Source organism: Citrobacter sp. Igbk 17 (assembly GCF_028069775.1).
GTDB lineage: Bacteria > Pseudomonadota > Gammaproteobacteria > Enterobacterales > Enterobacteriaceae > Citrobacter.
The window spans coordinates 182549-204183 of the sequence record NZ_JANEWI010000004.1; the positions used below are offsets into that span (position 1 = coordinate 182549).

General features: G+C 51.2%; 19 protein-coding genes. 8 read left to right on the plus strand and 11 right to left on the minus strand.

Going from position 1 to position 21635, the window contains the following annotated elements:
• Positions 1 to 29: 29 nt before the first annotated feature.
• Both bamC and dapA read right to left on the minus strand, forming a co-directional pair.
• The gene (gene bamC, locus NNO08_RS04295) at positions 30 to 1064 is read right to left on the minus strand and encodes an outer membrane protein assembly factor BamC (protein WP_271456247.1); all 1035 of its coding nucleotides are present in this window, start codon (positions 1062 to 1064) and stop codon (positions 30 to 32) included.
• A gap of 16 nt (positions 1065 to 1080) precedes the next feature.
• Positions 1081 to 1959 (minus strand): 4-hydroxy-tetrahydrodipicolinate synthase, encoded by an 879-nt coding sequence (dapA, locus tag NNO08_RS04300; RefSeq protein WP_005121885.1) that lies wholly within the window; start codon positions 1957 to 1959, stop codon positions 1081 to 1083.
• A gap of 145 nt (positions 1960 to 2104) precedes the next feature.
• On the opposite strand from dapA, the gene NNO08_RS04305 reads away from it, so the two are divergent.
• A complete protein-coding gene (locus NNO08_RS04305; RefSeq protein WP_003037954.1) occupies positions 2105 to 2677 on the plus strand; it encodes a glycine cleavage system transcriptional repressor in 573 nt (190 codons plus the stop codon).
• Positions 2677 to 3147, plus strand: coding sequence for a thioredoxin-dependent thiol peroxidase (gene bcp / locus NNO08_RS04310; protein ID WP_137384768.1), 471 nt, complete (start codon positions 2677 to 2679; stop codon positions 3145 to 3147). Before NNO08_RS04305 ends, bcp begins: the two co-directional genes overlap by 1 nt.
• Positions 3148 to 3254: 107 nt before the next feature.
• Here bcp and iadA read toward each other — a convergent pair whose 3' ends face one another.
• The 4 genes from iadA to NNO08_RS04330 all read right to left on the minus strand — a co-directional run bounded on the left by iadA (position 3255) and on the right by NNO08_RS04330 (position 6787).
• Entirely contained in the window at positions 3255 to 4418 is a 1164-nt protein-coding gene (gene iadA, locus NNO08_RS04315; RefSeq protein WP_271448595.1) for a beta-aspartyl-peptidase, read from the minus strand.
• Positions 4419 to 4429: 11 nt separating this feature from the next.
• Positions 4430 to 4891 carry a YjiG family protein gene (locus NNO08_RS04320; protein WP_271440253.1) on the minus strand — a complete coding sequence of 154 codons (462 nt, stop codon included), beginning with the start codon at positions 4889 to 4891 and terminating at the stop codon, positions 4430 to 4432.
• A 4-nt stretch (positions 4892 to 4895) separates the two neighbouring features.
• Positions 4896 to 5555 (minus strand): nucleoside recognition domain-containing protein, encoded by a 660-nt coding sequence (locus NNO08_RS04325; protein ID WP_271448596.1) that lies wholly within the window; start codon positions 5553 to 5555, stop codon positions 4896 to 4898.
• Positions 5556 to 5722: 167 nt separating this feature from the next.
• Positions 5723 to 6787, minus strand: coding sequence for an AI-2E family transporter (locus tag NNO08_RS04330; protein ID WP_005121878.1), 1065 nt, complete (start codon positions 6785 to 6787; stop codon positions 5723 to 5725).
• Between the two features lie 226 nt (positions 6788 to 7013).
• On the opposite strand from NNO08_RS04330, the gene bepA reads away from it, so the two are divergent.
• Positions 7014 to 8477 (plus strand): beta-barrel assembly-enhancing protease, encoded by a 1464-nt coding sequence (bepA, locus tag NNO08_RS04335; protein ID WP_271456248.1) that lies wholly within the window; start codon positions 7014 to 7016, stop codon positions 8475 to 8477.
• Positions 8478 to 8571: 94 nt separating this feature from the next.
• On the plus strand, positions 8572 to 8931 hold the full coding sequence (gene arsC / locus NNO08_RS04340; protein ID WP_137384773.1) for an arsenate reductase (glutaredoxin): 360 nt from the start codon (positions 8572 to 8574) through the stop codon (positions 8929 to 8931).
• Positions 8932 to 8964: 33 nt separating this feature from the next.
• On the opposite strand, the gene NNO08_RS04345 is transcribed toward arsC, so the two are convergent.
• From NNO08_RS04345 to NNO08_RS04360, 4 genes are all read right to left on the minus strand, one after another.
• The gene (locus NNO08_RS04345) at positions 8965 to 9666 is read right to left on the minus strand and encodes a DnaA inactivator Hda (RefSeq protein ID WP_211924219.1); all 702 of its coding nucleotides are present in this window, start codon (positions 9664 to 9666) and stop codon (positions 8965 to 8967) included.
• A 95-nt stretch (positions 9667 to 9761) separates the two neighbouring features.
• Positions 9762 to 11051 carry a uracil permease gene (gene uraA, locus NNO08_RS04350; protein ID WP_003835107.1) on the minus strand — a complete coding sequence of 430 codons (1290 nt, stop codon included), beginning with the start codon at positions 11049 to 11051 and terminating at the stop codon, positions 9762 to 9764.
• A 96-nt stretch (positions 11052 to 11147) separates the two neighbouring features.
• Positions 11148 to 11774, minus strand: coding sequence for a uracil phosphoribosyltransferase (gene upp / locus NNO08_RS04355; RefSeq protein WP_003835110.1), 627 nt, complete (start codon positions 11772 to 11774; stop codon positions 11148 to 11150).
• A 183-nt stretch (positions 11775 to 11957) separates the two neighbouring features.
• Complete coding sequence (locus NNO08_RS04360; RefSeq protein ID WP_271456249.1) at positions 11958 to 13388, minus strand: 6-phospho-beta-glucosidase; 1431 nt, start codon at positions 13386 to 13388, stop codon at positions 11958 to 11960.
• A 294-nt stretch (positions 13389 to 13682) separates the two neighbouring features.
• On the opposite strand from NNO08_RS04360, the gene purM reads away from it, so the two are divergent.
• The 4 genes from purM (at position 13683) to ppx (ending at position 19160) form a co-directional block, all read left to right on the plus strand.
• Positions 13683 to 14720, plus strand: a complete 1038-nt coding sequence (gene purM / locus NNO08_RS04365) for a phosphoribosylformylglycinamidine cyclo-ligase (RefSeq protein ID WP_271440153.1) — start codon at positions 13683 to 13685, stop codon at positions 14718 to 14720.
• Positions 14717 to 15358: a phosphoribosylglycinamide formyltransferase gene (purN, locus tag NNO08_RS04370; protein ID WP_271456250.1), complete on the plus strand. Its 642-nt coding sequence runs from the start codon at positions 14717 to 14719 to the stop codon at positions 15356 to 15358. The genes purM and purN overlap by 4 nt, the downstream gene beginning before the upstream one ends.
• Before the next feature lie 189 nt (positions 15359 to 15547).
• Positions 15548 to 17614, plus strand: coding sequence for a polyphosphate kinase 1 (gene ppk1, locus NNO08_RS04375; protein WP_202038075.1), 2067 nt, complete (start codon positions 15548 to 15550; stop codon positions 17612 to 17614).
• 4 nt (positions 17615 to 17618) lie between these two features.
• Positions 17619 to 19160, plus strand: a complete 1542-nt coding sequence (gene ppx / locus NNO08_RS04380) for an exopolyphosphatase (RefSeq protein WP_271440151.1) — start codon at positions 17619 to 17621, stop codon at positions 19158 to 19160.
• Here the strand turns inward: ppx and NNO08_RS04385 are convergent.
• A complete protein-coding gene (locus tag NNO08_RS04385; RefSeq protein ID WP_271456251.1) occupies positions 19140 to 21410 on the minus strand; it encodes a sensor domain-containing phosphodiesterase in 2271 nt (756 codons plus the stop codon). The two genes, ppx and NNO08_RS04385, sit on opposite strands and share 21 nt — an antisense overlap.
• Between the last annotated feature and the right edge of the window lie 225 nt (positions 21411 to 21635).

Consider the following 21635-nt stretch of genomic DNA (forward strand, 5'->3'; position numbering starts at 1 on the left):
AAGGGCTGGATAACTCCAGCCCTTCATTTTTACTTACTGAACGCTGCCTGGAAGACGGCAACCAGCGCGTCGTTCTGGCTTTGCGTCAGGGTATGTCCCTTCGGATCGATAAACTGCATGCTACTGCGGTTGTCTAAATCACCCACCTGCAGTTTATAGTCACCGGATACAAGTCCTGGATCGGTTGCGCCCAGTTCCTGCCAGTTGCTGTCTGACAGTGGTTTGTAAGTCACCGCGATGCTGCCCTGAGAACGGGTGCTATCGGTCACTTTCATGCCCACTTTTTCCAGCGCTGCCGGCAGACGCTGCCACACCACGTTGAACGGCCCACGAACCACCAGCATCGGTAAACCGGTGTCATCTGCCGCACTCTGAACGTCCATCGTCGCGGCAGAACGGTTCTGCGCGGCATTCGCAGCGTCAGTGGCGTTCTTATCCAGACCCGCAGAGATAACGTTCATCATCTCAGCGCTATAGCGCTGCATGGATGCCGGATCGGCTACCGGTTTACCCGCCTGCTCGAGGTTAATCAATTTCACCGTCACCGCCTGCTGATAGCCCTGCGGTTTAACCGAGATTTGATAACGTCCACGGTACTGTTCGTCTTCATCCAGACGGTTCCAGTCAACCCAATCGGTGGTCAGCGTCTGGCTGGCATCATCACGTTTCGCGATGGCGTAGTTTTTAGACTGAACAACGCTCACGACCTGCGGCCACAGCGTGTTGCCACGACCATTTTCCACCAGCAATGTCGCCGTATCGCCCGCGATCTGAGTGCGGGCACCAGTGACTAATGCTAATGGCTGAGCCGGTGGGCGAATGTCCAGCGCTTTCCCCACGGCACCGCTGCCGTTGGTTACCGGGATGTTATAGTCGCCGGTCATAACCGGCAGAATCATCCCAGCTGGCGCATGAAGCTCAGCAAGCGGTGCGGCCTCCAGATAGGATTCATCACCGCTCACCTGGCGCTTATAGCGCGAGTCAGAACTACAGGCCGCGAGCAACATAACAAGCGAAACACCCGCAACCTTGGCCAGGCGCGACTTTTGTACTGAGTAAGCCATCAAATCTCCCTAAACTTTACAGCAAACCGGCATGCTTAAGCGCCGCTTTGACGATATCACGAGCATTGTCCGTGATTGGTGTCATCGGCAAACGTAGCGTATCGGTCGCCACAAGTCCCAACTCCTTACATGCCCATTTCACTGGGATAGGATTGGGTTCGACAAATAGTTTATTGTGTAACGGCATCAGACGTTGGTTGATCACCCGCGCCTCGGCAAAATGCCCTTCTGCCGCCAGTTTGCACATTTCAGCCATATCGCGTGCCGCAACGTTAGCTGTTACGGAAATCACGCCATGACCACCGAGCTGCATGAAGTCCAGTCCGGTCGCATCATCACCGCTGAGCAGAATAAAATCGTCTGAAACCAGCTCTTTGATCTGGTGAACACGACTTAAGTTCCCTGTGGCCTCTTTGATAGCGACAATATTTTTTACCTTCGCCAGGCGACCAACGGTTTCCGGCAGCATATCGCAGCCAGTACGGGACGGCACATTATACAGAATTTGCGGCAGGTCAGTATGTTCCGCGATGGCTTTGAAATGCTGGAACAAACCTTCCTGAGTTGGGCGGTTGTAATAAGGCGTCACCGTCAGGCAGCCGACAACACCGCTGTCGTTAAAACGCTGCGTCAGACTAATGCCTTCTGCGGTCGCATTGGCGCCGGTTCCGGCAATAACCGGAATACGCCCATCGGCCAGCTCCAGCGTCATCATTACCACATCGCCATGTTCATCATGACTCAGGGTAGCGGACTCACCGGTGGTGCCAACCGAAACGATCGCCGAGGTGCCGCTGGCGACATGATAATCAATCAGTTTTTTCAGGCTCGACCGGCAGACTTTACCTTTCTCATCCATCGGCGTAATAAGCGCGACAATACTTCCCGTGAACATGGGCCATCCTCTGTGCAAACAAGTGTCTCAATGGTACGTTTGGTACGACAATAAAAGCAAGCGACCATAGCCCTTCTGATTGTTGTATGCATGTTTTTTTTATGCTTTCCTTATGATTACCTCACCGCTCAAAGGAAGAACAGGTTTGACATCGTCATCGCAACACTATCTGGTCATTACTGCGCTGGGTGCTGACCGCCCGGGAATTGTGAACACTATCACCCGTCATGTCAGCAGTTGTGGCTGTAATATCGAAGACAGCCGACTGGCCATGCTGGGTGACGAGTTTACGTTTATCATGTTGTTATCCGGAACCTGGAATGCCATCACCCTGATTGAATCAACCCTGCCTTTGAAAGGCGCAGAGCTGGATTTATTGATTGTGATGAAGCGTACGACGGCTCGCCCCCGCCCGGCGATGCCCGCCACGGTATGGGTGCAGGTCGATGTCCCCGACTCTCCTCATTTGATTGAGCGCTTTACCGCCCTTTTTGACAGCCACCAAATGAATATTGCGGAACTGGTTTCGCGCACACAGCCGGCAGAAAACGGCAAGGCTGCACAATTGTTTATTCAAATTACCGCACATAGTCCTGCGTCACATGATTCGGCAAATATTGAGGATGCGTTTAAAGCACTCTGTACAGAACTCAATGCGCAAGGCAGTATTAACGTCGTCAATTACTCACAGCATGATGAACAGGATGGAGTTAAGTAATGAACCCACTGAAAGCCGGTGATATTGCACCGAAATTTAGCTTGCCGGATCAAGACGGAGAACAAGTAAATTTAACCGACTTCCAGGGACAGCGTGTTCTGGTTTATTTCTACCCGAAAGCCATGACGCCCGGCTGTACCGTACAAGCCTGTGGCTTGCGCGATAACATGGATCAGTTAAAAAAAGCCGGTGTTGAGGTGCTGGGAATAAGCACCGATAAACCAGAAAAGCTTTCCCGATTTGCGGAGAAAGAAGTGCTTAACTTCACGCTCCTGTCTGATGAAGATCATCAGGTTTGCGAGCAGTTTGGCGTCTGGGGTGAAAAGTCATTTATGGGTAAGACCTACGATGGCATCCACCGCATCAGCTTCCTGATTGATGCCGAAGGCAAAATTGAACATGTGTTTGATGATTTCAAAACCAGCAATCACCACGACATCGTGCTGAACTGGGTTCTGGAAAACGCCTGACCGTGAAATGCCGGATGGCGGTGTGAACGCCTTATCCGGCCTACAAATGCACGCACGTAGGCCGGATAAGACGCTTTAGCGTCGCCATCCGGCAGATAACCACCCGGTTACTCAAACGTCCCTTTAACGCACGCCTTTTTCTCTTTCACCACGGCTTTCCCCTTCGCCCACAGGTCATTCACTTCCAGCGCGTCGTTCAGCACCAGAATGTCCGCATCGCATCCCACCGTCAGACGGCCTTTATGCGCAAGCCCAAGAAACTCCGCGACTGTGCGTGTAAGCGGGCAAAGCGCCTGTTCCAGCGGTATCGCATGAATCTGCACCAGTTGACGCACCGTTTCCGCCAGTGATTCAAATCCTGCGACGCCAATCCCTGTCAGATTACCGGACGCATCAAATTCCGGTTGGCTACCGTTGCCATCCGAGCTCAGGGTAATACGCGATAGCGGCACTTCGTGGCGCAATGCTGTAGCGATCGCCGTTGCCGGATCAACAGGCTCATCAATACTGCTGGTGATATCGATATAGCCCCCTTTCCGGGCATAGTCTAACGCCGCATGGAACAACGGTTCCGCGCGATTAACATGCGTTGGCAACAGTTTGGTCATCGGTACATCGCAACATGCCAGAATTTCATACAGCGGTTCCAGCATGCGCGGACTGTCCCCCATATGAAATACGCTAATCCCGGGTTTTTGCCCTAATAACCCACCAACACGCGACTGCGCCGCCATGTTCGCCAGCGCCGTTGCATTTGGGGCAGAGGAGCGATGATCCGAAACTGCGCATTTCACGCCAATCACTTTGTCAATTAGCGCAACATCGCGGTCAATACTGCCGGTTATCGTAGGTGAAGGTAGAGAATATGCCCCAGTGAGCATCCAGGCGCTGATCCCCTCAAATTCCAGCGCACGGGTTTTCGCCAGCAACGACTCAGGATGACGGGTAATCCCGTCCGTTCCCAACAATCCCACGACGGAAGTGATACCGGCTTCAACCAGTCGTGACAGACGTACTTCCGGCGTGCGGGTGTGCGGTCCCGCTTCCCCACCACCGCCAATCAGATGGACGTGTTGGTCGATAAAGCCGGGACAAACAATTGCCCCTTCAAGATTGATGCACTCACAACCGGGAAAATCTTCTGCCGCAATAGACGGGGCGATGGCGACAATTTTTCCGCCAGAAACCAGAATATCCTGTTGGCCTAAATCTTCAGGTGCGTATACGTGTCCATGCTGGAACAACGTCAAATTAAGAATGGAACAGTTCATAACCTTCCTTGTCAGGCAATAACCTGCATAACCCAAATAGAGAGCAGCGCATTAATCACGCAGACTGCAATAATCAGCGGGTAGTAGCGAGGATGGACTCCCGCCGTTCCCAGACAACGTCCAACATTTTGCACCGGATTCCCCATCAGGTAGATAGCCGGTAGCAATACCGTAGCATCATGTCCTGAAAGCGTACCTGCGACAACCAGGCTTGCACAAACGCCGACGCCACCGCCCATACTCATCACCGCCGCCAGCAGCACGGTGGCAGACTCCCCCGGCAGTCCCCACAACGCCATGATCGGTTCACATACCCTGCCTACGATGTCGAGTAACCCCGTCACCTTCAGCGCCTGAATAATCACAAACGCCATCACCACGTTAGGTAGCAAGCTGGTCGTGGCAATGGTAAACCCGCGTCGTGCGCCATCGATAAACATATCCATGACATTTTTACGTACGTGTGTTGTCATCATCTCAGCCCTCCTGCTGCATACGGCGATTTTCAAGCTGTGCGATCCACAACCGCAACAGGTTCGCCCCTACAAACTTGAAGACAAGGATCACCGCCAGCGGCGTGATTACCGGTACGGTGACCATCGTAAACAGGGCTGCGCCTGACGAAAAATAGTTAGTGATGCACGCGCTACCGCTGGTTTGCCAACAAGCAAAGATGGCGCGTTCCTGCTCGGTAATGATCCCCGCTTCGGCCATTTCCTTAGTCATCCCGGCCGCCGCATCGGTATTTTGCAAATTCGCGATCAGCGCCAACGAGCATACACCCGGGATACCGAGTAAAGGTCGTAGAACAGGCGTCATTAGCTGTTGTGCCGCGCGCAGCCCTCCAAGCCCTTCGGTTACGGAAATAATCCCGAGAGAAAGAATGACGGAAGGAGCCAATTCAAGTGCGAATAAAAAACCATCTTTTGCCCCCATACCGCCCGTACCGCGAAAAGAGACCGCCGTTTCGCCAGCCGTATTAATTTGCCCAAACGCACCGTTGAGGAGGGTGAAATCAAACACCCGCCACCATTCGGTACTTTTCGCAAACATGCCGGAAAAAAGGACAATTGTGATAAAAAAAGCGAGATAGCCGCCCCATCCCACTTTTTGCTGCGTGTGTGTGTTGTGACCCATTTAACTCTCCTGTTGGTCTTATTCCTTACGTGACGAAAAAAACATCACGAGGGCCAAGTTAAAGACAAACGCGGAGAAAAACGATACCGGAGGAAATTATTCAGAAAGTGTGGATAGAGGTCAGACAAGTTCAGCTCCGGCGGCATTGCGCCGTCGGAGCTGACGGATTAGCGATCGTCAACCGTCTGACCATCCGGCCAGGCATGCACCACGGCTTTGATTAGCGTCGCCAGCGGAATGGCAAAGAATACCCCCCAGAATCCCCACAGACCGCCAAAAATAACGACCGACAGAATAATCACCAATGGATGCAGGTTTACGGCTTCGGAGAAGAGGACGGGAACCAGCAGATTGCCGTCCAGCGCCTGGATTATCAGGTACACGGCGAAACAGCTCCAGAACTCCGTTCCGAGTCCGAACTGAAACAACGCCACACCAACGACCGGAATAGTCACCACAAACGCGCCGATGTACGGGATTAGCACAGAGAACCCCACCAGCACTGCCAACAGCAGAGAGTAGTTAAGACCAAACATCAGGAAGCCCAGCCAGGTTGCAACACCGACCACCACCATCTCCAGTACTTTACCGCGGATATAGTTGGTGATTTGCTGGTTCATCTCTTTCCAGACCTGTCCTGCCAGTCCACGATTTCGCGGCAGCACCCGGCGCACAGCATTCAACATCTGGCTTTTATCCTTCACCAAAAAGAACACCATCAATGGGACAAGCACCAGATACACCGCCAGTGTCAACAGCCCAACCAGAGAAGCCAGCGAATATTTCACCACTGAATCGCCCATGGTGAGCATCCGGGAACGCATATTCTCGGCCATCGCATCAATGATGCCCGCATCCATAAGCGCCGGATAACGTCGCGGTAAGGTGGCGGCAAAGTCAGACAACTTGTTGAGCATGCCAGGCATATCGCGGATCAAATAGATGCCTTGCTGCCATGCGACAGGCATTACCACAAACGCCATCAGCAGCAAAATTCCGACAAACACCACCAGCACAATTGACGTCGCCCAGCGCCGCGAGCAACCGATATTTTCCAGCCGGGCGGTAGGCCATTCCAGCAGATAAGCCAGCACAATCGCGACCAGCAGCGGCGCTAACAGACCGCTAAAGAAGAACAGGATGCCAAAACCGGCAACCAGAATAATCAGCAAAGCAATAGCCTCTGGGTCGCTAAAGCGGCGGCGATACCATTGCGTCAACATTTCGAGCATAAAACCTTCCCTGAACCTCAATAGCGGGATTGCGATCCCGAATTGTATCGAAATGTCACAAAAAAGACTTCGCTTTTTATGGCTGATTACGCAAAGTGAAAAGACATTTTTCCTGGGTGTTCATCGTCAGGTTTCGCAGTTACACTCGCTAAGCTTGCGGAGTGTGAACGATACTTCGCGGCATTGGTCAAATGGCTATCTCAAAAAAGAATACAGGACAGAGGTTATGTTCAGGCAGTTGAAAAAAAACCTGGTTGCTACCCTCATTGCTGCACTGACCGTCGGTCAGGTCGCGCCCGCATTTGCTGACACTGCGGATACCCTACCTGATATGGGAACCTCGGCAGGGAGTACGCTTTCTATTGGACAAGAAATGCAGATGGGCGATTATTACGTTCGCCAACTGCGCGGTAGTGCGCCGTTAATTAACGATCCGCTGCTCACCCAATATATTAATGCTCTGGGGATGCGCCTGGTTTCGCATGCAGACTCCGTAAAAACACCCTTCACTTTCTTTTTAATTAACAACGATGAAATAAACGCCTTCGCTTTTTTTGGCGGCAACGTGGTATTGCACTCAGCACTGTTCCGCTATTCCGATAACGAAAGCCAACTGGCGTCGGTAATGGCGCACGAAATTTCTCACGTCACGCAGCGCCACCTGGCGCGAGCGATGGAAGATCAGAAACGTAGCGCACCGCTGACATGGGTCGGCGCATTAGGTTCGATTTTATTAGCGATGGCCAGCCCGCAGGCAGGTATGGCGGCGCTAACCGGTACGCTGGCGGGTACTCGCCAGGGGATGATTAGCTTTACTCAGCAGAACGAACAGGAAGCAGACCGCATCGGTATTCAGGTGCTGCAACGTTCAGGATTCGATCCCCAGGCCATGCCAACATTCCTGGAGAAACTGCTCGATCAGGCCCGTTACTCTACACGTCCCCCGGAAATTCTTCTGACTCACCCCCTGCCAGAAAGCCGTCTGGCAGATGCGCGTAACCGCGCCAACCAGATGCGCCCGGTCGTCGTGCAATCTTCAGAAGATTTCTATTTGGCCAAAGCGCGAACCCTGGGCATGTACAATTCAGGCCGCAATCAGTTAACCAGCGATCTACTGGATAGCTGGTCGAAAGGCAACGTGCGCGAACAGCGCGCTGCGCAGTACGGTCGGGCGCTGCAAGCGATGGAAGCCAGTAAATACGACGAAGCACGTAAAGCGCTTCAGCCGCTGCTCGCGGCAGATCCGAATAATGCATGGTATCTCGACCTGGCAACAGATATCGATCTCGGTCAGAAGAAAACCAGCGATGCCATTAATCGCCTGAAAAACGCTCGCGACCTGCGCGTGAATCCCGTATTGCAACTCAACCTGGCAAATGCGTATTTGCAGGGGGGACAAGCTAAAGAGGCTGCCACCATCCTGAATCGCTATACGTTTAACCATAAAGATGACACTAACGGCTGGGATCTGTTGGCGCAAACGGAAGCGAACCTGAATAATCGCGATCAGGAGCTGGCCGCGCGTGCTGAAGGGTATGCGCTGGCGGGCCGTCTTGATCAGGCGATCTCGATGCTCAGCAATGCCAGTGCTCAGGTGAAACTCGGCAGCCAGCAGCAGGCCAGATACGATGCCCGTATCGACCAGCTGCGCCAACTGCAAGAACGCTTTAAACCGTACTCGAAGATGTAACCATTGAATACTTGCCGGATGGCGGCGCTGTTGCGTCTTATCCGGCCTGCGGCAGGCACATTTGGTCGGCCGAATCGTCATGCAAGGAGAAGTCATGTCAGACGCGATTAAAATTTACCATAACCCACGCTGCTCAAAGAGCCGTGAAACGCTGGAATTGCTAAAGTCTAACGGTGTAGAGCCAGAAGTCGTGCTCTATCTGGAAACCCCGGCTGATGCAGCGACACTGCGTGAATTGCTAAAGATGCTGGGAATGTCCAGCGCGCGTGAACTGATGCGTCAGAAAGAAGATCTCTACAAATCGCTCAACCTGGCGGACAGCAGTTTGAGTGAAGATGCGCTGATTCAGGCGATGGTCGAAAACCCGAAGCTGATGGAGCGCCCGATTGTGGTAGCGAAAGGTCAGGCCCGGATTGGTCGCCCACCTGAGCAAGTGCTGGAAATCGTCGGCTAATCTTAAGACTGCCGCAGTTTTTCGGCTGCGGCACTACAGCTTCAAAATTTCTTTTACGAAGGGAATCGTCAGCTTGCGCTGAGCGGTGATCGAAGCATGGTCCAGTTGATCCAGCGTCATAAACAGCGTACGCATTTCTCGATCCAGACGCTTAAGCAGAAAACGTCCTACATCTTCAGGCAGTTCGAACCCACGTAATCTGGCACGTAATTGCAAAGCCTGTAGCTTGTCTTCATCGGAAAGCGGCTGAAGCTTGTAGATTTGCCCCCAGTCCAGACGTGAGGCGAGATCCGGCAGCCCCAGGTTCAGCTGTCTCGGAGGACGATCGCCGGTGATCAGCAGGCGGGTTTTCCCTGATTCCAGGATACGGTTGTAAAGATCAAAGATCGCCATTTCCCAAAGAGAATCTCCGGCGACACACTCGATATTATCGATGCATACCAGCGACAGATGCTCCATTCCGTCAAGCACCTCAGGTACGAACCAGGTTCGTTTATCGAGCGGCACATACCCTACCGCATCACCGCGTGCAGACAGTTCTGCACAGGCTGCATGCAGCAAATGACTACGGCCTGCGCCTTCACGCGACCAAAGATAAATGTACCCGCTATGTTCCTGACGCAGCACGTTTTGCAGTGCAGCCAGTAAAGAGGAGTTATCCCCCGGCCAGAAACTTGCGAAGGTTTCATCGTCAGGAAGATAAAGTGGCAGAGAGAGCTGTGCCGGTGTGTTCAGAGATACCTCAACCCAGGATTTCATAAAATCGAGATGAGTTTAACACAGAAATACGTCGTGATAGAACCGGGCAGCAGTGCTGCCCGGTCAGAGACTTACTGTTGCGGGCTATCCGCATCCTTAGCATCAAGGACGACTTCTTCCGGACGCAGCAGACTGATGACTTTGAAAATCAGGCTCAGGCAAACGCCGACGATGGTCGCCAGCGCCATACCTTTCAGTTCCGCAGCACCAATGTGAACCTTCGCGCCACTTACGCCGATGATCAAAATAACAGACGTCAGAATCAGGTTTTGCGCCTTGTTATAATCGACTTTTGATTCGATCAGTACGCGAATACCGGAAGCGCCGATGACGCCGTACAGCAACAGCGATACGCCGCCCATGACCGGCAGCGGGATAATCTGGATTGCCGCCGCCAGTTTACCCACACAGGAGAGCAGAATGGCGAAAATCGCCGCACCGCCGATAACCCAGGTACTGTATACGCGAGTAATCGCCATAACACCGATATTTTCACCGTAGGTGGTGTTAGGCGTCGAACCAAAGAAGCCGGAGATCACCGTCGACAGGCCGTTGGCAAACATCGAGCGGTGCAAGCCAGGGTCACGAATCAGATCTTTTTTCACAATGTTGGCCGTGACGACCAGGTGGCCTACGTGCTCGGCGATAACGACTAATGCCGCAGGCAGGATGGTCAGAATCGCAACCCACTCAAAGCGCGGTGTGTAGAACGTTGGCAGAGCAAACCAGTGCGCTTGCGCAATGGGTGTGGTGTCCACAACGCCCATCACAAAGGAAAGCGCGTAACCGGCCAGTACACCAATCAAAATCGGGATAATCGCCATAAAACCGCGGAACAGCACAGAGCCAAATACCGTTACGGCCAGCGTCACCATTGAGATGATGATGGTTTTCGAGTCTGGTAATTGCCCTTCAGCAGGCAACAATCCCGCCATGCCCGCAGCAACACCCGCCAGCTCCAGACCGATGACGGCAACGATTGCGCCCATCGCAGCAGGCGGGAACATCACATCCAGCCAGCCGGTGCCAGCTTTCTTCACGATGAAAGAAACCAGGCAGAACAGAACGCCGCACATAATAAAACCGCCCAGCGCCACTTCATACCCTAACGGCAGCAGCAACAGTACCGGGGAGATAAACGCAAAGCTGGAACCCAGATAGGCTGGAATTTTACCTTTACAAATGAAGAGATACAGCAACGTACCAATGCCGTTAAACAGCAGGACGGTAGCCGGGTTGATATGAAACAGGACTGGCACCAGTACCGTTGCACCAAACATGGCGAACAGGTGCTGCAAACTAAGCGGGATTGTCTGTAAAAGCGGCGGTCTTTCACTCACCCCGATAGCACGGCGCGTCATAGTGTTTTCCTCTGAGTATTGTGTGTTAGTAGCGATTGGGTTGTTTTATTCAAAAAAAAGCCGACTCTTAAAGTCGGCTTCTTTTTATTTATTCATTTACTTGGTACCAAAAATCTTATCGCCGGCATCGCCGAGTCCCGGAATAATGTATCCATGCTCGTTCAGCCCCTGGTCGATAGATGCGGTGTACAGCTCAACATCCGGGTGTGCTTTTTCCAGTGCTGCGATACCTTCTGGTGCCGCAACCAGGACCAGTACTTTAATGCTGGTGCAGCCTGCATTCTTCAGCAGGTCGATGGTCGCGATAACGGAACCACCGGTTGCCAGCATCGGGTCAACGATCAGCGCCATGCGCTCATCGATGTTAGAAACCAGTTTCTGGAAATACGGAACCGGCTCCAGCGTCTCTTCGTTGCGGTACATCCCCACCACGCTGATACGCGCGCTCGGAACGTTCTCCAGTACGCCTTCCATCATACCCAGTCCCGCACGCAGGATGGGGACTACGGTGATTTTTTTGCCTTTGATTTGGTCTACTTCAACCGGGCCGTTCCAACCTTCAATGGTCACCTTTTCGGTTTCCAGACCTGCAGTTGCTTCATAAGTCAGCAGACTGCCAACTTCCGAGGCGAGTTCACGAAAGCGTTTAGTGCTGATGTCGTTTTCACGCATCAGTCCCAGCTTGTGTTTGACGAGTGGGTGTTTGACTTCCACGATCTTCATACTCTTCTCCTTTCCTCAGACGAGTGGCAACCACAAAAAAAATCGCCGGATTATACCGCTTTTCGTCTCTGGCGCAACACTGGATACGCTTGATATGGATCAACCAAAGTCATTTGCGTCTGGAAGATGAGTATAAAACAAGCCCCGCAATATGGGCGGGGCTTAATATCAATGCACTGAATTTTATAGAAATTCAGCGTTGCTCCGGATGACATTTTGATACCATGAAAAAGATTTCTTAGGAGAGCGTGCTAATGTCCCACTCCCGTCATTATTTTTGTCGACATAAATAAATCCGTAGCGTTTTTTCATTTCGCCGGTTCCCGCTGACACTAAATCAATACAGCCCCATGGCGTGTAGCCCATAAGATCCACACCATCTTCCACCACCGCTTTTTTCATCTCACGAATATGGGCTGCCAGGTAGTCAATGCGGTACTGATCGTTTACCGTGCCGTCACTTTCCTGTACGTCAATCGCACCAAACCCGTTTTCAACAATAAACAGCGGAAGCTGATAATGATCCCAGAACCAGTTCAGCGAATAGCGCAGACCAACCGGATCAATCTGCCAGCCCCAGTCTGATTTCTGCACATACGGATTGGGCACCAGACTTTTCGATTCGTCGTAATCCAACTGCGGGTTATCTGGCGTTGCCTGCGTCGCGAAGGACATATAGTAGCTAAAGCCGATATAGTCGACGCAGCCCTGGGCCAGTATTTGTCGGTCTTCTTCAGTAATATCGAGTTCGAAGCCGCGACGCGCAAAGTAGTTCAACAGATGCTGCGGATACTTGCCCCGAGCGTGAACGTCGGTAAACCAATATCGACGGTGCATCGCGTTCATCGCCATCATTATGTCGTCTGGCGCACAGGTCAGTGGGTAAACAGGACACATAGCGATCATGCACCCAACCTGCAATGCCGGGTTGATTTCGCGTGCAACCTTTACTGCCAGCGCACTCGCCACCAGTTCATAGTGCGCCGCCTGGTACATGACCGGTTCGCAGTCTTCACCCGGCTGATACTTAAGACCGGAGTTGGTAAACGGAGCAAAATCTTCGTGGAAGTTAGCCTGGTTGTTGATTTCATTAAACGTCATCCAGTACTTCACTTTATGCTGGTAGCGAGTGAAAACCACCCCGGCAAAACGGACAAAGAAATCGATCAGTTTACGATTGCGCCAGCCACCGTATTCCGTCACCAGGTGATAAGGCATCTCGAAATGCGACAGTGTAATCACCGGTTCGATGCCATACTTCAGGCATTCATCAAAGAGATCGTCGTAGAATTGCAATCCGGCTTCATTGGGCAGGGCTTCATCGCCTTGCGGGAAAATACGCGTCCATGCAATAGAGGTACGAAAGCACTTAAAGCCCATTTCAGCAAACAGCTTAATATCATCCTGATAGCGATGATAAAAATCGATAGCCTCGTGGTTAGGGTAATTTTTACCTGCAATCACGCCGTCGGTAATTTCACGCGCTACCCCATGAGCCCCAGCCGTCATCACATCGGCAACGCTAATCCCTTTACCGCCCTCCTGCCAGCCGCCTTCCAGTTGATGAGCGGCCACAGCACCGCCCCACATAAAATCTGCTTTAAACCCAGGCATACGTTTCCCCTATCATGATTGCACTGTTCAAACGCACCTGATGTGGTACGTAACAGAAAACAGAAACCGGTTTCAGTACGATACTGTGCATTCAGCAGGCAGGTTTCAAGCACAAGACTGAACCCGGTTTCATTTTCGTGGCTCAGTTCAAACAAATAGATAAATGACTGTAAAATGCTGAAATACTCAGCAGATAAAAGTCACTGTAAAGCAGGCTCGCAAACGTTTGCTTTCCCTGTTAGAATTGCGCCGAATTTAATTGCTACCGCAAGTTAACGCGTGGGGACCCAAGCAGTGACCGATAAAACCTCTCTTAGCTACAAAGATGCCGGTGTTGATATTGACGCGGGTAATGCTCTGGTTGATCGAATCAAAGGCGTAGTAAAGAAAACTCGTCGCCCGGAAGTAATGGGTGGTCTGGGTGGCTTCGGTGCGCTGTGCGCATTGCCGCAAAAATATCGTGAACCGGTACTGGTTTCCGGCACGGATGGCGTAGGGACAAAACTGCGTCTGGCAATGGATCTGAAACGCCACGATACCATCGGCATTGATCTGGTGGCGATGTGTGTGAACGACCTCGTGGTTCAGGGCGCTGAACCGCTGTTTTTCCTCGACTACTATGCAACGGGTAAACTGGATGTGGACACCGCAGCCAGCGTAATCAACGGCATTGCCGAAGGTTGCCTGCAGTCTGGTTGTGCATTGGTTGGTGGTGAAACGGCTGAAATGCCGGGGATGTATCACGGTGAAGATTATGACGTGGCAGGTTTCTGTGTTGGCGTCGTCGAAAAATCAGAAATTATCGACGGTTCAAAAGTGGCTGATGGCGATGTGCTGATTGCGCTCGGCTCCAGTGGCCCGCACTCTAACGGCTACTCCCTGGTACGTAAAATTGTTGAAGTCAGCGGTTGCGACCCAGAAACCACCGAACTTGAAGGCAAGCCGCTGGCGGACCATTTACTGGCGCCAACACGCATTTATGTGAAATCCATTCTGGAACTGATCGAGAAGGTTGATGTGCATGCTATCGCACACCTGACCGGCGGTGGTTTCTGGGAAAATATTCCGCGCGTACTGCCAGACAATACTCAGGCCGTCATCGATGAATCCTCATGGCAGTGGCCAGCCGTCTTCAACTGGCTGCAAACTGCGGGTAACGTCAGTCAGCACGAGATGTATCGCACCTTCAACTGTGGGGTCGGCATGGTCATTGCCCTACCGGAATCCGAAGTAGAAAGTGCACTCGCGCTGCTGAAGGCAAAAGGTGAAAACGCCTGGAAAATCGGTATCATCAAAGCGTCTGATTCCGAACAGCGTGTGGTCATTGAATGAAAAACATTGTGGTGCTCATTTCCGGCAACGGAAGCAATTTGCAGGCAATAATCGATGCCTGCAAACAGAAAAAAATCAGTGGCACCCTACGTGCAGTATTCAGCAACAAGGCCGATGCGTTCGGCCTTGTTCGCGCGCGAGAGGAAAATATTCCGGCACATTCCCTGGAAGCAAGCCACTTTGCCAGCCGCGAAGCATTCGACCGCCAGCTGATTCAGGAAATTGATGCCTATGCGCCAGATGTCGTCGTGCTGGCCGGCTATATGCGCATCCTCAGCCCGGCGTTTGTCGCTCACTATTCTGAACGACTGCTGAACATCCATCCCTCTTTATTACCCAAGTATCCAGGCCTACATACCCATCGTCAGGTGCTGGAAAATGGGGATGAAGAACACGGAACTTCAGTCCATTTCGTCACCGATGAACTGGACGGCGGACCGGTTATTCTCCAGGCCAAGGTGCCGGTATTTGCAGGTGATAGCGAGGATGATATTACTGCCCGGGTTCAGGCGCAGGAACATGCGATTTACCCGCTGGTCGTCAGTTGGTTTACCGACGGTCGCCTGAAGATGCGCGATAACGCAGCATGGCTGGACGGCAATCGCCTCTCACCACAGGGTTATGCCGCAGACGAATAATCGGCTCATCAATCTGTAAAGCCGGATGGCGGCATAAATGCCTTATCCGGCCTACGCGTTATTCTCCCCTTTCTCTTCGCTATCAGACGGTTTATTGTCATATTTTTCTGGCACAGTTGGACATCTGAGAGCAATGCTCGCCATAATAAATCGGTAGTGTCCCGTGAATGAAACGGAGTAAAAGTGGTAATGGGTCAGGAAAAGCTATATATCGAGAAAGAACTCAGCTGGTTGGCGTTCAACGAACGCGTGCTCCAGGAGGCAGCTGATAAATCAAACCCGTTGATCGAACGGATGCGTTTCTTAGGCATCTATTCCAATAACCTTGACGAGTTTTACAAGGTGCGTTTTGCCGAACTGAAGCGCCGTATCATTATTAGCGAAGAACAGGGTTCTAACTCTCACTCCCGCCATTTGTTAGGCAAAATCCAGGCCCGCGTATTAAAAGCCGATCAGGAATTTGACGGCCTGTACAACGAATTACTGCTGGAGATGGCACGCAACCAGATCTTCTTGATCAACGAACGCCAGTTGTCAGTAAATCAACAGAGCTGGTTACGCCACTACTTCAAGCAATATCTGCGTCAGCACATTACGCCAATCCTGATTAACCGCGAGACGGATTTAGTCCAGTTTTTAAAAGACGATTACACTTATCTGGCCGTGGAAATTATCCGCGGAGATACGATTCGTTACGCTTTGTTGGAAATTCCATCCGATAAGGTTCCTCGCTTTGTGAATTTGCCGCCGGAAACCCCGCGCCGTCGCAAACCGATGATCCTGCTGGACAACATTTTACGTTATTGCCTTGATGACATTTTTAAAGGGTTCTTTGATTACGATGCGCTGAATGCCTATTCGATGAAAATGACCCGCGATGCCGAGTACGATTTGGTGCATGAGATGGAATCGAGCCTGATGGAGCTCATGTCCTCCAGCCTGAAACAACGTCTGACCGCAGAGCCTGTACGTTTTGTTTATCAGCGCGATATGCCCAATGCGCTGGTTGAAGTACTGCGTGAAAAACTGACGATCTCTCGCTACGACTCCATTGTCCCCGGCGGGCGTTATCATAACTTCAAAGACTTTATTAATTTTCCCAACGTTGGCAAAGCTAACCTGGTGAACAAACCCCTGCCGCGTCTGCGCCATATCTGGTTCGATAACGAGAAGTTTCGCAACGGCTTTGATGCCGTACGAGAACGCGATGTGTTGCTTTATTATCCGTATCACACCTTTGAACACGTTCTTGAACTGCTGCGTCAGGCCTCATTTGACCCGAGCGTGCTGGCGATAAAAATTAACATCTACCGTGTGGCGAAAGATTCGCGCATCATCGACTCGATGATCCATGCCGCGCATAACGGTAAAAAAGTAACCGTGGTGGTGGAACTGCAGGCGCGCTTCGATGAAGAGGCCAATATTCATTGGGCTAAGCGCCTTACCGAAGCGGGGGTTCATGTCATCTTCTCCGCACCAGGGCTGAAAATTCACGCCAAGCTGTTCCTGATTTCGCGCAAAGAAGGCGATGAAGTCGTGCGCTATGCACATATCGGCACCGGGAACTTCAACGAAAAAACAGCGCGTCTGTATACCGACTACTCGCTGCTGACTGCCGATTCGCGCATTACCAACGAAGTCCGTCGGGTGTTTAACTTCATCGAAAACCCATATCGCCCGGTAACGTTCGATTATCTGCTGGTTTCCCCGCAGAACTCACGGCGCCTGCTGTACAGCATGATCGACAAAGAGATCGCTAATGCACAGCAAGGGCTGCCTTCTGGCATTACCCTGAAGCTGAATAATCTGGTCGATAAAGGGCTGGTTGACCGCCTGTATGCGGCTTCAGGTTCAGGTGTCCCCGTTAATTTATTGATCCGCGGAATGTGCTCACTGATCCCGAATCTGGAAGGCATCAGTGACAATATTCGCGTTATCAGCATTGTTGACCGCTATCTCGAACACGACCGGGTCTATATCTTCGAGAACGGGGGCGATAAGCAGGTGTATCTCTCCTCTGCTGACTGGATGACAAGAAACATTGATTATCGTATCGAAGTTGCCACACCGCTTCTTGACCCGCGTCTTAAGCAGCGCGTGCTGGATATTATCGATATCCTGTTCAGCGACACGGTGAAAGCCCGCTTTATTGATAAAGAACTGAGTAATCGCTACGTACCGCGCGGAAACCGCCGTAAGGTTCAGTCACAATTAGCGATTTACGACTACATCAAATCACTCGAGCAACCTGACTAACTCTATGCCAATACACGACAAGTCTCCACGACCGCAGGAATTTGCTGCGGTCGACCTTGGTTCAAACAGTTTCCATATGGTCATTGCCCGCGTGGTTGATGGCGCAATGCAAATTATCGGGCGACTGAAACAACGCGTACATCTGGCGGACGGCCTTGGCGCGGACAACAAGCTAAGCGAAGAAGCGATGGAACGCGGCTTAAGCTGTTTGTCACTTTTCGCTGAACGTCTGCAGGGATTTCCTCCCTCCAGCGTCTGCATCGTGGGAACCCATACTTTGCGCCAGGCGCTAAATGCGACCGATTTTCTTAAGCGAGCAGAAAAGGTCATCCCCTACCCGATCGAAATAATTTCCGGTAACGAAGAAGCCCGACTGATTTTTATGGGCGTGGAGCATACGCAGCCAGAAAAAGGCCGTAAGCTGGTTATCGACATCGGTGGTGGTTCGACAGAGCTGGTGATCGGTGAAGATTTCGAGCCTAAACTGGTCGAAAGTCGCCGTATGGGTTGCGTCAGTTTTGCCCAGATGTACTTTCCGGGTGGAGCGATCAGCCGGGAAAACTTCCAGCGAGCCCGTATGGCGGCAGCGCAAAAGCTTGAAACGCTCACCTGGCAATTTCGAATTCAGGGCTGGAACGTTGCACTGGGAGCTTCAGGCACCATCAAAGCCGCGCATGAAGTGCTGCTGGAAATGGGTGAGAAAGATGGTTTTATCACCCCTGAACGTCTGGACAAGCTGACAACTGAAGTCCTGAAGCATGCTTCCTTTGAGGCACTCAGCATGCCGGGGCTGTCAGAAGAACGAAAAGCCGTTTTTGTTCCCGGTCTGGCGATACTGTGCGGTGTTTTTGATGCCCTCGCTATTCGTGAACTCCGACTTTCCGATGGCGCGCTGCGTGAAGGCGTACTGTATGAGATGGAAGGCCGTTTTCGCCACCAGGATGTTCGTAGCCGTACCGCCAGCAGTCTGGCAAACCAGTACAATATCGACAGCGAACAAGCCCGACGTGTACTGGAAACGACCATGCAAATGTACGATCAGTGGCATGCGCAGCAACCTAAACTGGCAAACCCGCAACTGGAAGCGTTGCTCCGGTGGGCGGCGATGCTGCATGAAGTCGGGCTGAACATCAACCACAGCGGACTGCATCGCCACTCGGCTTATATTTTGCAAAACAGCGACCTGCCAGGTTTCAACCAGGAGCAACAGCTGATGATGGCGACCCTGGTTCGCTATCATCGTAAAGCGGTTAAGCTGGATGATTTGCCCCGCTTTACGCTGTTCAAGAAAAAGCAGTTCCTGCCGCTAATTCAGCTGTTGCGACTTGGGGTATTGCTCAACAACCAGCGCCAGGCAACCACTACGCCACCGACGCTCACGTTGATTACCGACGATAACCACTGGACGCTACGCTTCCCGCACGACTGGTTTAGCCAGAACGCGCTGGTGTTGCTCGATCTGGAAAAAGAGCAGCAATACTGGGAGGCCGTCACAGGCTGGCGCCTGAAAATTGAGGAAGAAAACTCACCCGATATCGCTGCGTGAGTGATCGGCAGGTGCCAGCGTGACTGGCACCTGTTCTTCCAGAGTTTTATGCAGCGGCCGCGGCTCACCAATCAGATAGCCCTGCAAATAATCAATCCCCAGAGAAATCACCGCACTACGTATTTCTTCGCTTTCAACATACTCCGCGACCACCAACATTTTTTTCATCCGCGCCAGGTGGCAAATCGAGGCCACGATTTGGTAGTCGAGACTATTTGAGACAATGTTACGGATAAAGCTTCCGTCAATCTTCAGGATGTCAGCGCTCACATTTTTCAACCGTGCATAGCTGGCATAGCCGGTACCAAAATCATCGATCGCAATCTGACAGCCCAGAACTTGCAATTGCAGCAATGTTGCCTGCGCCTGTTCCGCATTAGTTAACGCATTGCTCTCTGTAACCTCAAAGATCAATTGCCATGCTTCAACCTGATACTTCGCCAACAACTGGCTGATTTCGTGAGGAAATTTGGCTCGACATACGGACGTGGGTGATAAATTGATCGCAAAACGATGAGCGGGCATTTTCTCCCGATTCTGCGCCATAAATTTCAGCGTATTTTCAATGACCCACAGATCAATGCTGGATGACAACCCAAACTCATGGGCTACCGGTAAGAAATTATCAGGAGCAATCGTTTCACCTTCATCGCCCTGAAGGCGCAACAGGATTTCATGATAAACATCGCCCCGCACGCCAAAAATCGGCTGTGCCATCAGGAAGAAGCGATCATGCTCCAGCGCCTGCTGCAAACGGTTCATCATCGCCACTTTATCTTTCAGATCCCGCTGCAGGTGCATTACGCCACGTCGCTGCAAATTCTCCGGCATATTGGTTGCCAGCGAGAGCTCGGCGATAGTGCTTAACTCCCCCAGCAACAGATAGATGTGGTTAACGGGTGAGCGAACATAGCAAAAACTGATCCCAACCTGCGGTTGTAGGGGCATACCATCCCAGACAAAACGAAACTGCCTGATATGTTTGTCCAGCGCTTCAATACGCTGCTGATGTGACTCAGTATTAAAACGCAGAATTAAATCATTACCGGATAATTGAAAAACATATTCGTCTTGTTCCAGCAACGGCGCTATCCAATGAGAAAGTTTTTGCTTGTACTGGATACGCAGCATAATACCGTAGTTTTTCACCAACAGTTCCATGCCCGGAATACGCAGAAAACAGAGCACTGACCATGGCGCTTTTTTCAACGTTCGGTTCAATGCCCGCAGATTTGGCAAATGCACCATCGGATCAAAATATGCCAGACGATGTGTGCGTCGGGTGACAAATCGCTGACGCGTTGCCAGCACGGCAATGTAATTTACGATGAAAGAAAAAACGAGGTAACTCGAAGAGGTAATTGCAAGTTGTGTATCGTAACCCGAATACCAGGGCATATAGCGCTGATAATAATGAATGGCAGTTATCAACACGACTGTCCATATCATTGAAATAAATCGGTAACCGTAACGCATTGCGCCCCATAACATGACGGGCAGTAACAGAGACAAGGTATAATTTGTGCTGAATATCGAACTCTGTTCATTTAACGGCATACACAGCAGAGCCATCAATAAAGTCAATATTATCAACCAGACAGCAAACTCTGTTCGCGTTACTTTGGTGCCAAACTGCTGCTTTAATTGCGAAAAATAGCCCCGTATATGCAGCGGATTACGAATGGTTCGGATTATAAAATAGCACAGAGGAATACCAACAAGGTTCCCGACCAGCATAGCCTGGTAGTTAATCAACGTTCCTGTATTAAAGGGCATAACGCCTACCATGCCTGATTTGCTCTCGTATACGCCAACAAACGCAGCGAACTGAAAGAGGATCAGGAATAGCGTTGCCGGACAGAAAACCTGCCAAAATATTCGCTGAAACATCAGATGGGAGTCGCCATGCGCCACGTTGTTTCGCCGGGGAGCAAAAACTTTATATCCACCCCAACTAAGCACCATTGTAACTATAAAGTGCGTAATAATTGACAGCGTTTCAAATAACCCAACCTGCGGATATTTGTACCAACCGATGGCAATGATTATTCCTGGCAGTGCCGCCCAACTAAAAAACAACATCAGGCTAATCGTCAGCGCTAAAGGCAGGTAGAAAAGGATGACAGTACCGGTACTAATATGTGCGTAGGTATTGGCAGTGCTCAATAACGGCAACAGTAAAGATGGTAAGATGAGGGGTAGCGCCCACCATTTATCTCTAATACTTATATAGTTTTTATTGAGTTTCATAGATGCTCAGTAGAATCCCTCACGTCATGTAGGGGTATTTTCTGTGAAGGGCATTCAGACAGGCATCCCACCTGACTTTAAAACTATGATGTAATACACATCACAACGACTCATCGATTTTAGTTACGGATAACCGATGAGGTTTGATATATGTCAAAAAAAATATTCCCCATTAATCAATTATTACCTTTTTCTTTATTTATGATCGTTTATTCATTATTAATG

Excerpts from the sequence above, each read along its gene's own strand:
- bamC (WP_271456247.1), bottom strand. The coding sequence starts at position 1,064 with ATGGCTTACTCAGTACAAAAGTCGCGCCTGGCCAAGGTTGCGGGTGTT.
- dapA (WP_005121885.1), bottom strand. The coding sequence starts at position 1,959 with ATGTTCACGGGAAGTATTGTCGCGCTTATTACGCCGATGGATGAGAAA.
- bcp (WP_137384768.1), top strand. The coding sequence starts at position 2,677 with ATGAACCCACTGAAAGCCGGTGATATTGCACCGAAATTTAGCTTGCCG.
- iadA (WP_271448595.1), bottom strand. The coding sequence starts at position 4,418 with ATGAACTGTTCCATTCTTAATTTGACGTTGTTCCAGCATGGACACGTA.
- NNO08_RS04320 (WP_271440253.1), bottom strand. The coding sequence starts at position 4,891 with ATGACAACACACGTACGTAAAAATGTCATGGATATGTTTATCGATGGC.
- NNO08_RS04325 (WP_271448596.1), bottom strand. The coding sequence starts at position 5,555 with ATGGGTCACAACACACACACGCAGCAAAAAGTGGGATGGGGCGGCTAT.
- NNO08_RS04330 (WP_005121878.1), bottom strand. The coding sequence starts at position 6,787 with ATGCTCGAAATGTTGACGCAATGGTATCGCCGCCGCTTTAGCGACCCA.
- bepA (WP_271456248.1), top strand. The coding sequence starts at position 7,014 with ATGTTCAGGCAGTTGAAAAAAAACCTGGTTGCTACCCTCATTGCTGCA.
- arsC (WP_137384773.1), top strand. The coding sequence starts at position 8,572 with ATGTCAGACGCGATTAAAATTTACCATAACCCACGCTGCTCAAAGAGC.
- uraA (WP_003835107.1), bottom strand. The coding sequence starts at position 11,051 with ATGACGCGCCGTGCTATCGGGGTGAGTGAAAGACCGCCGCTTTTACAG.
- upp (WP_003835110.1), bottom strand. The coding sequence starts at position 11,774 with ATGAAGATCGTGGAAGTCAAACACCCACTCGTCAAACACAAGCTGGGA.
- NNO08_RS04360 (WP_271456249.1), bottom strand. The coding sequence starts at position 13,388 with ATGCCTGGGTTTAAAGCAGATTTTATGTGGGGCGGTGCTGTGGCCGCT.
- purN (WP_271456250.1), top strand. The coding sequence starts at position 14,717 with ATGAAAAACATTGTGGTGCTCATTTCCGGCAACGGAAGCAATTTGCAG.
- ppk1 (WP_202038075.1), top strand. The coding sequence starts at position 15,548 with ATGGGTCAGGAAAAGCTATATATCGAGAAAGAACTCAGCTGGTTGGCG.
- ppx (WP_271440151.1), top strand. The coding sequence starts at position 17,619 with ATGCCAATACACGACAAGTCTCCACGACCGCAGGAATTTGCTGCGGTC.
- NNO08_RS04385 (WP_271456251.1), bottom strand. The coding sequence starts at position 21,410 with ATGAAACTCAATAAAAACTATATAAGTATTAGAGATAAATGGTGGGCG.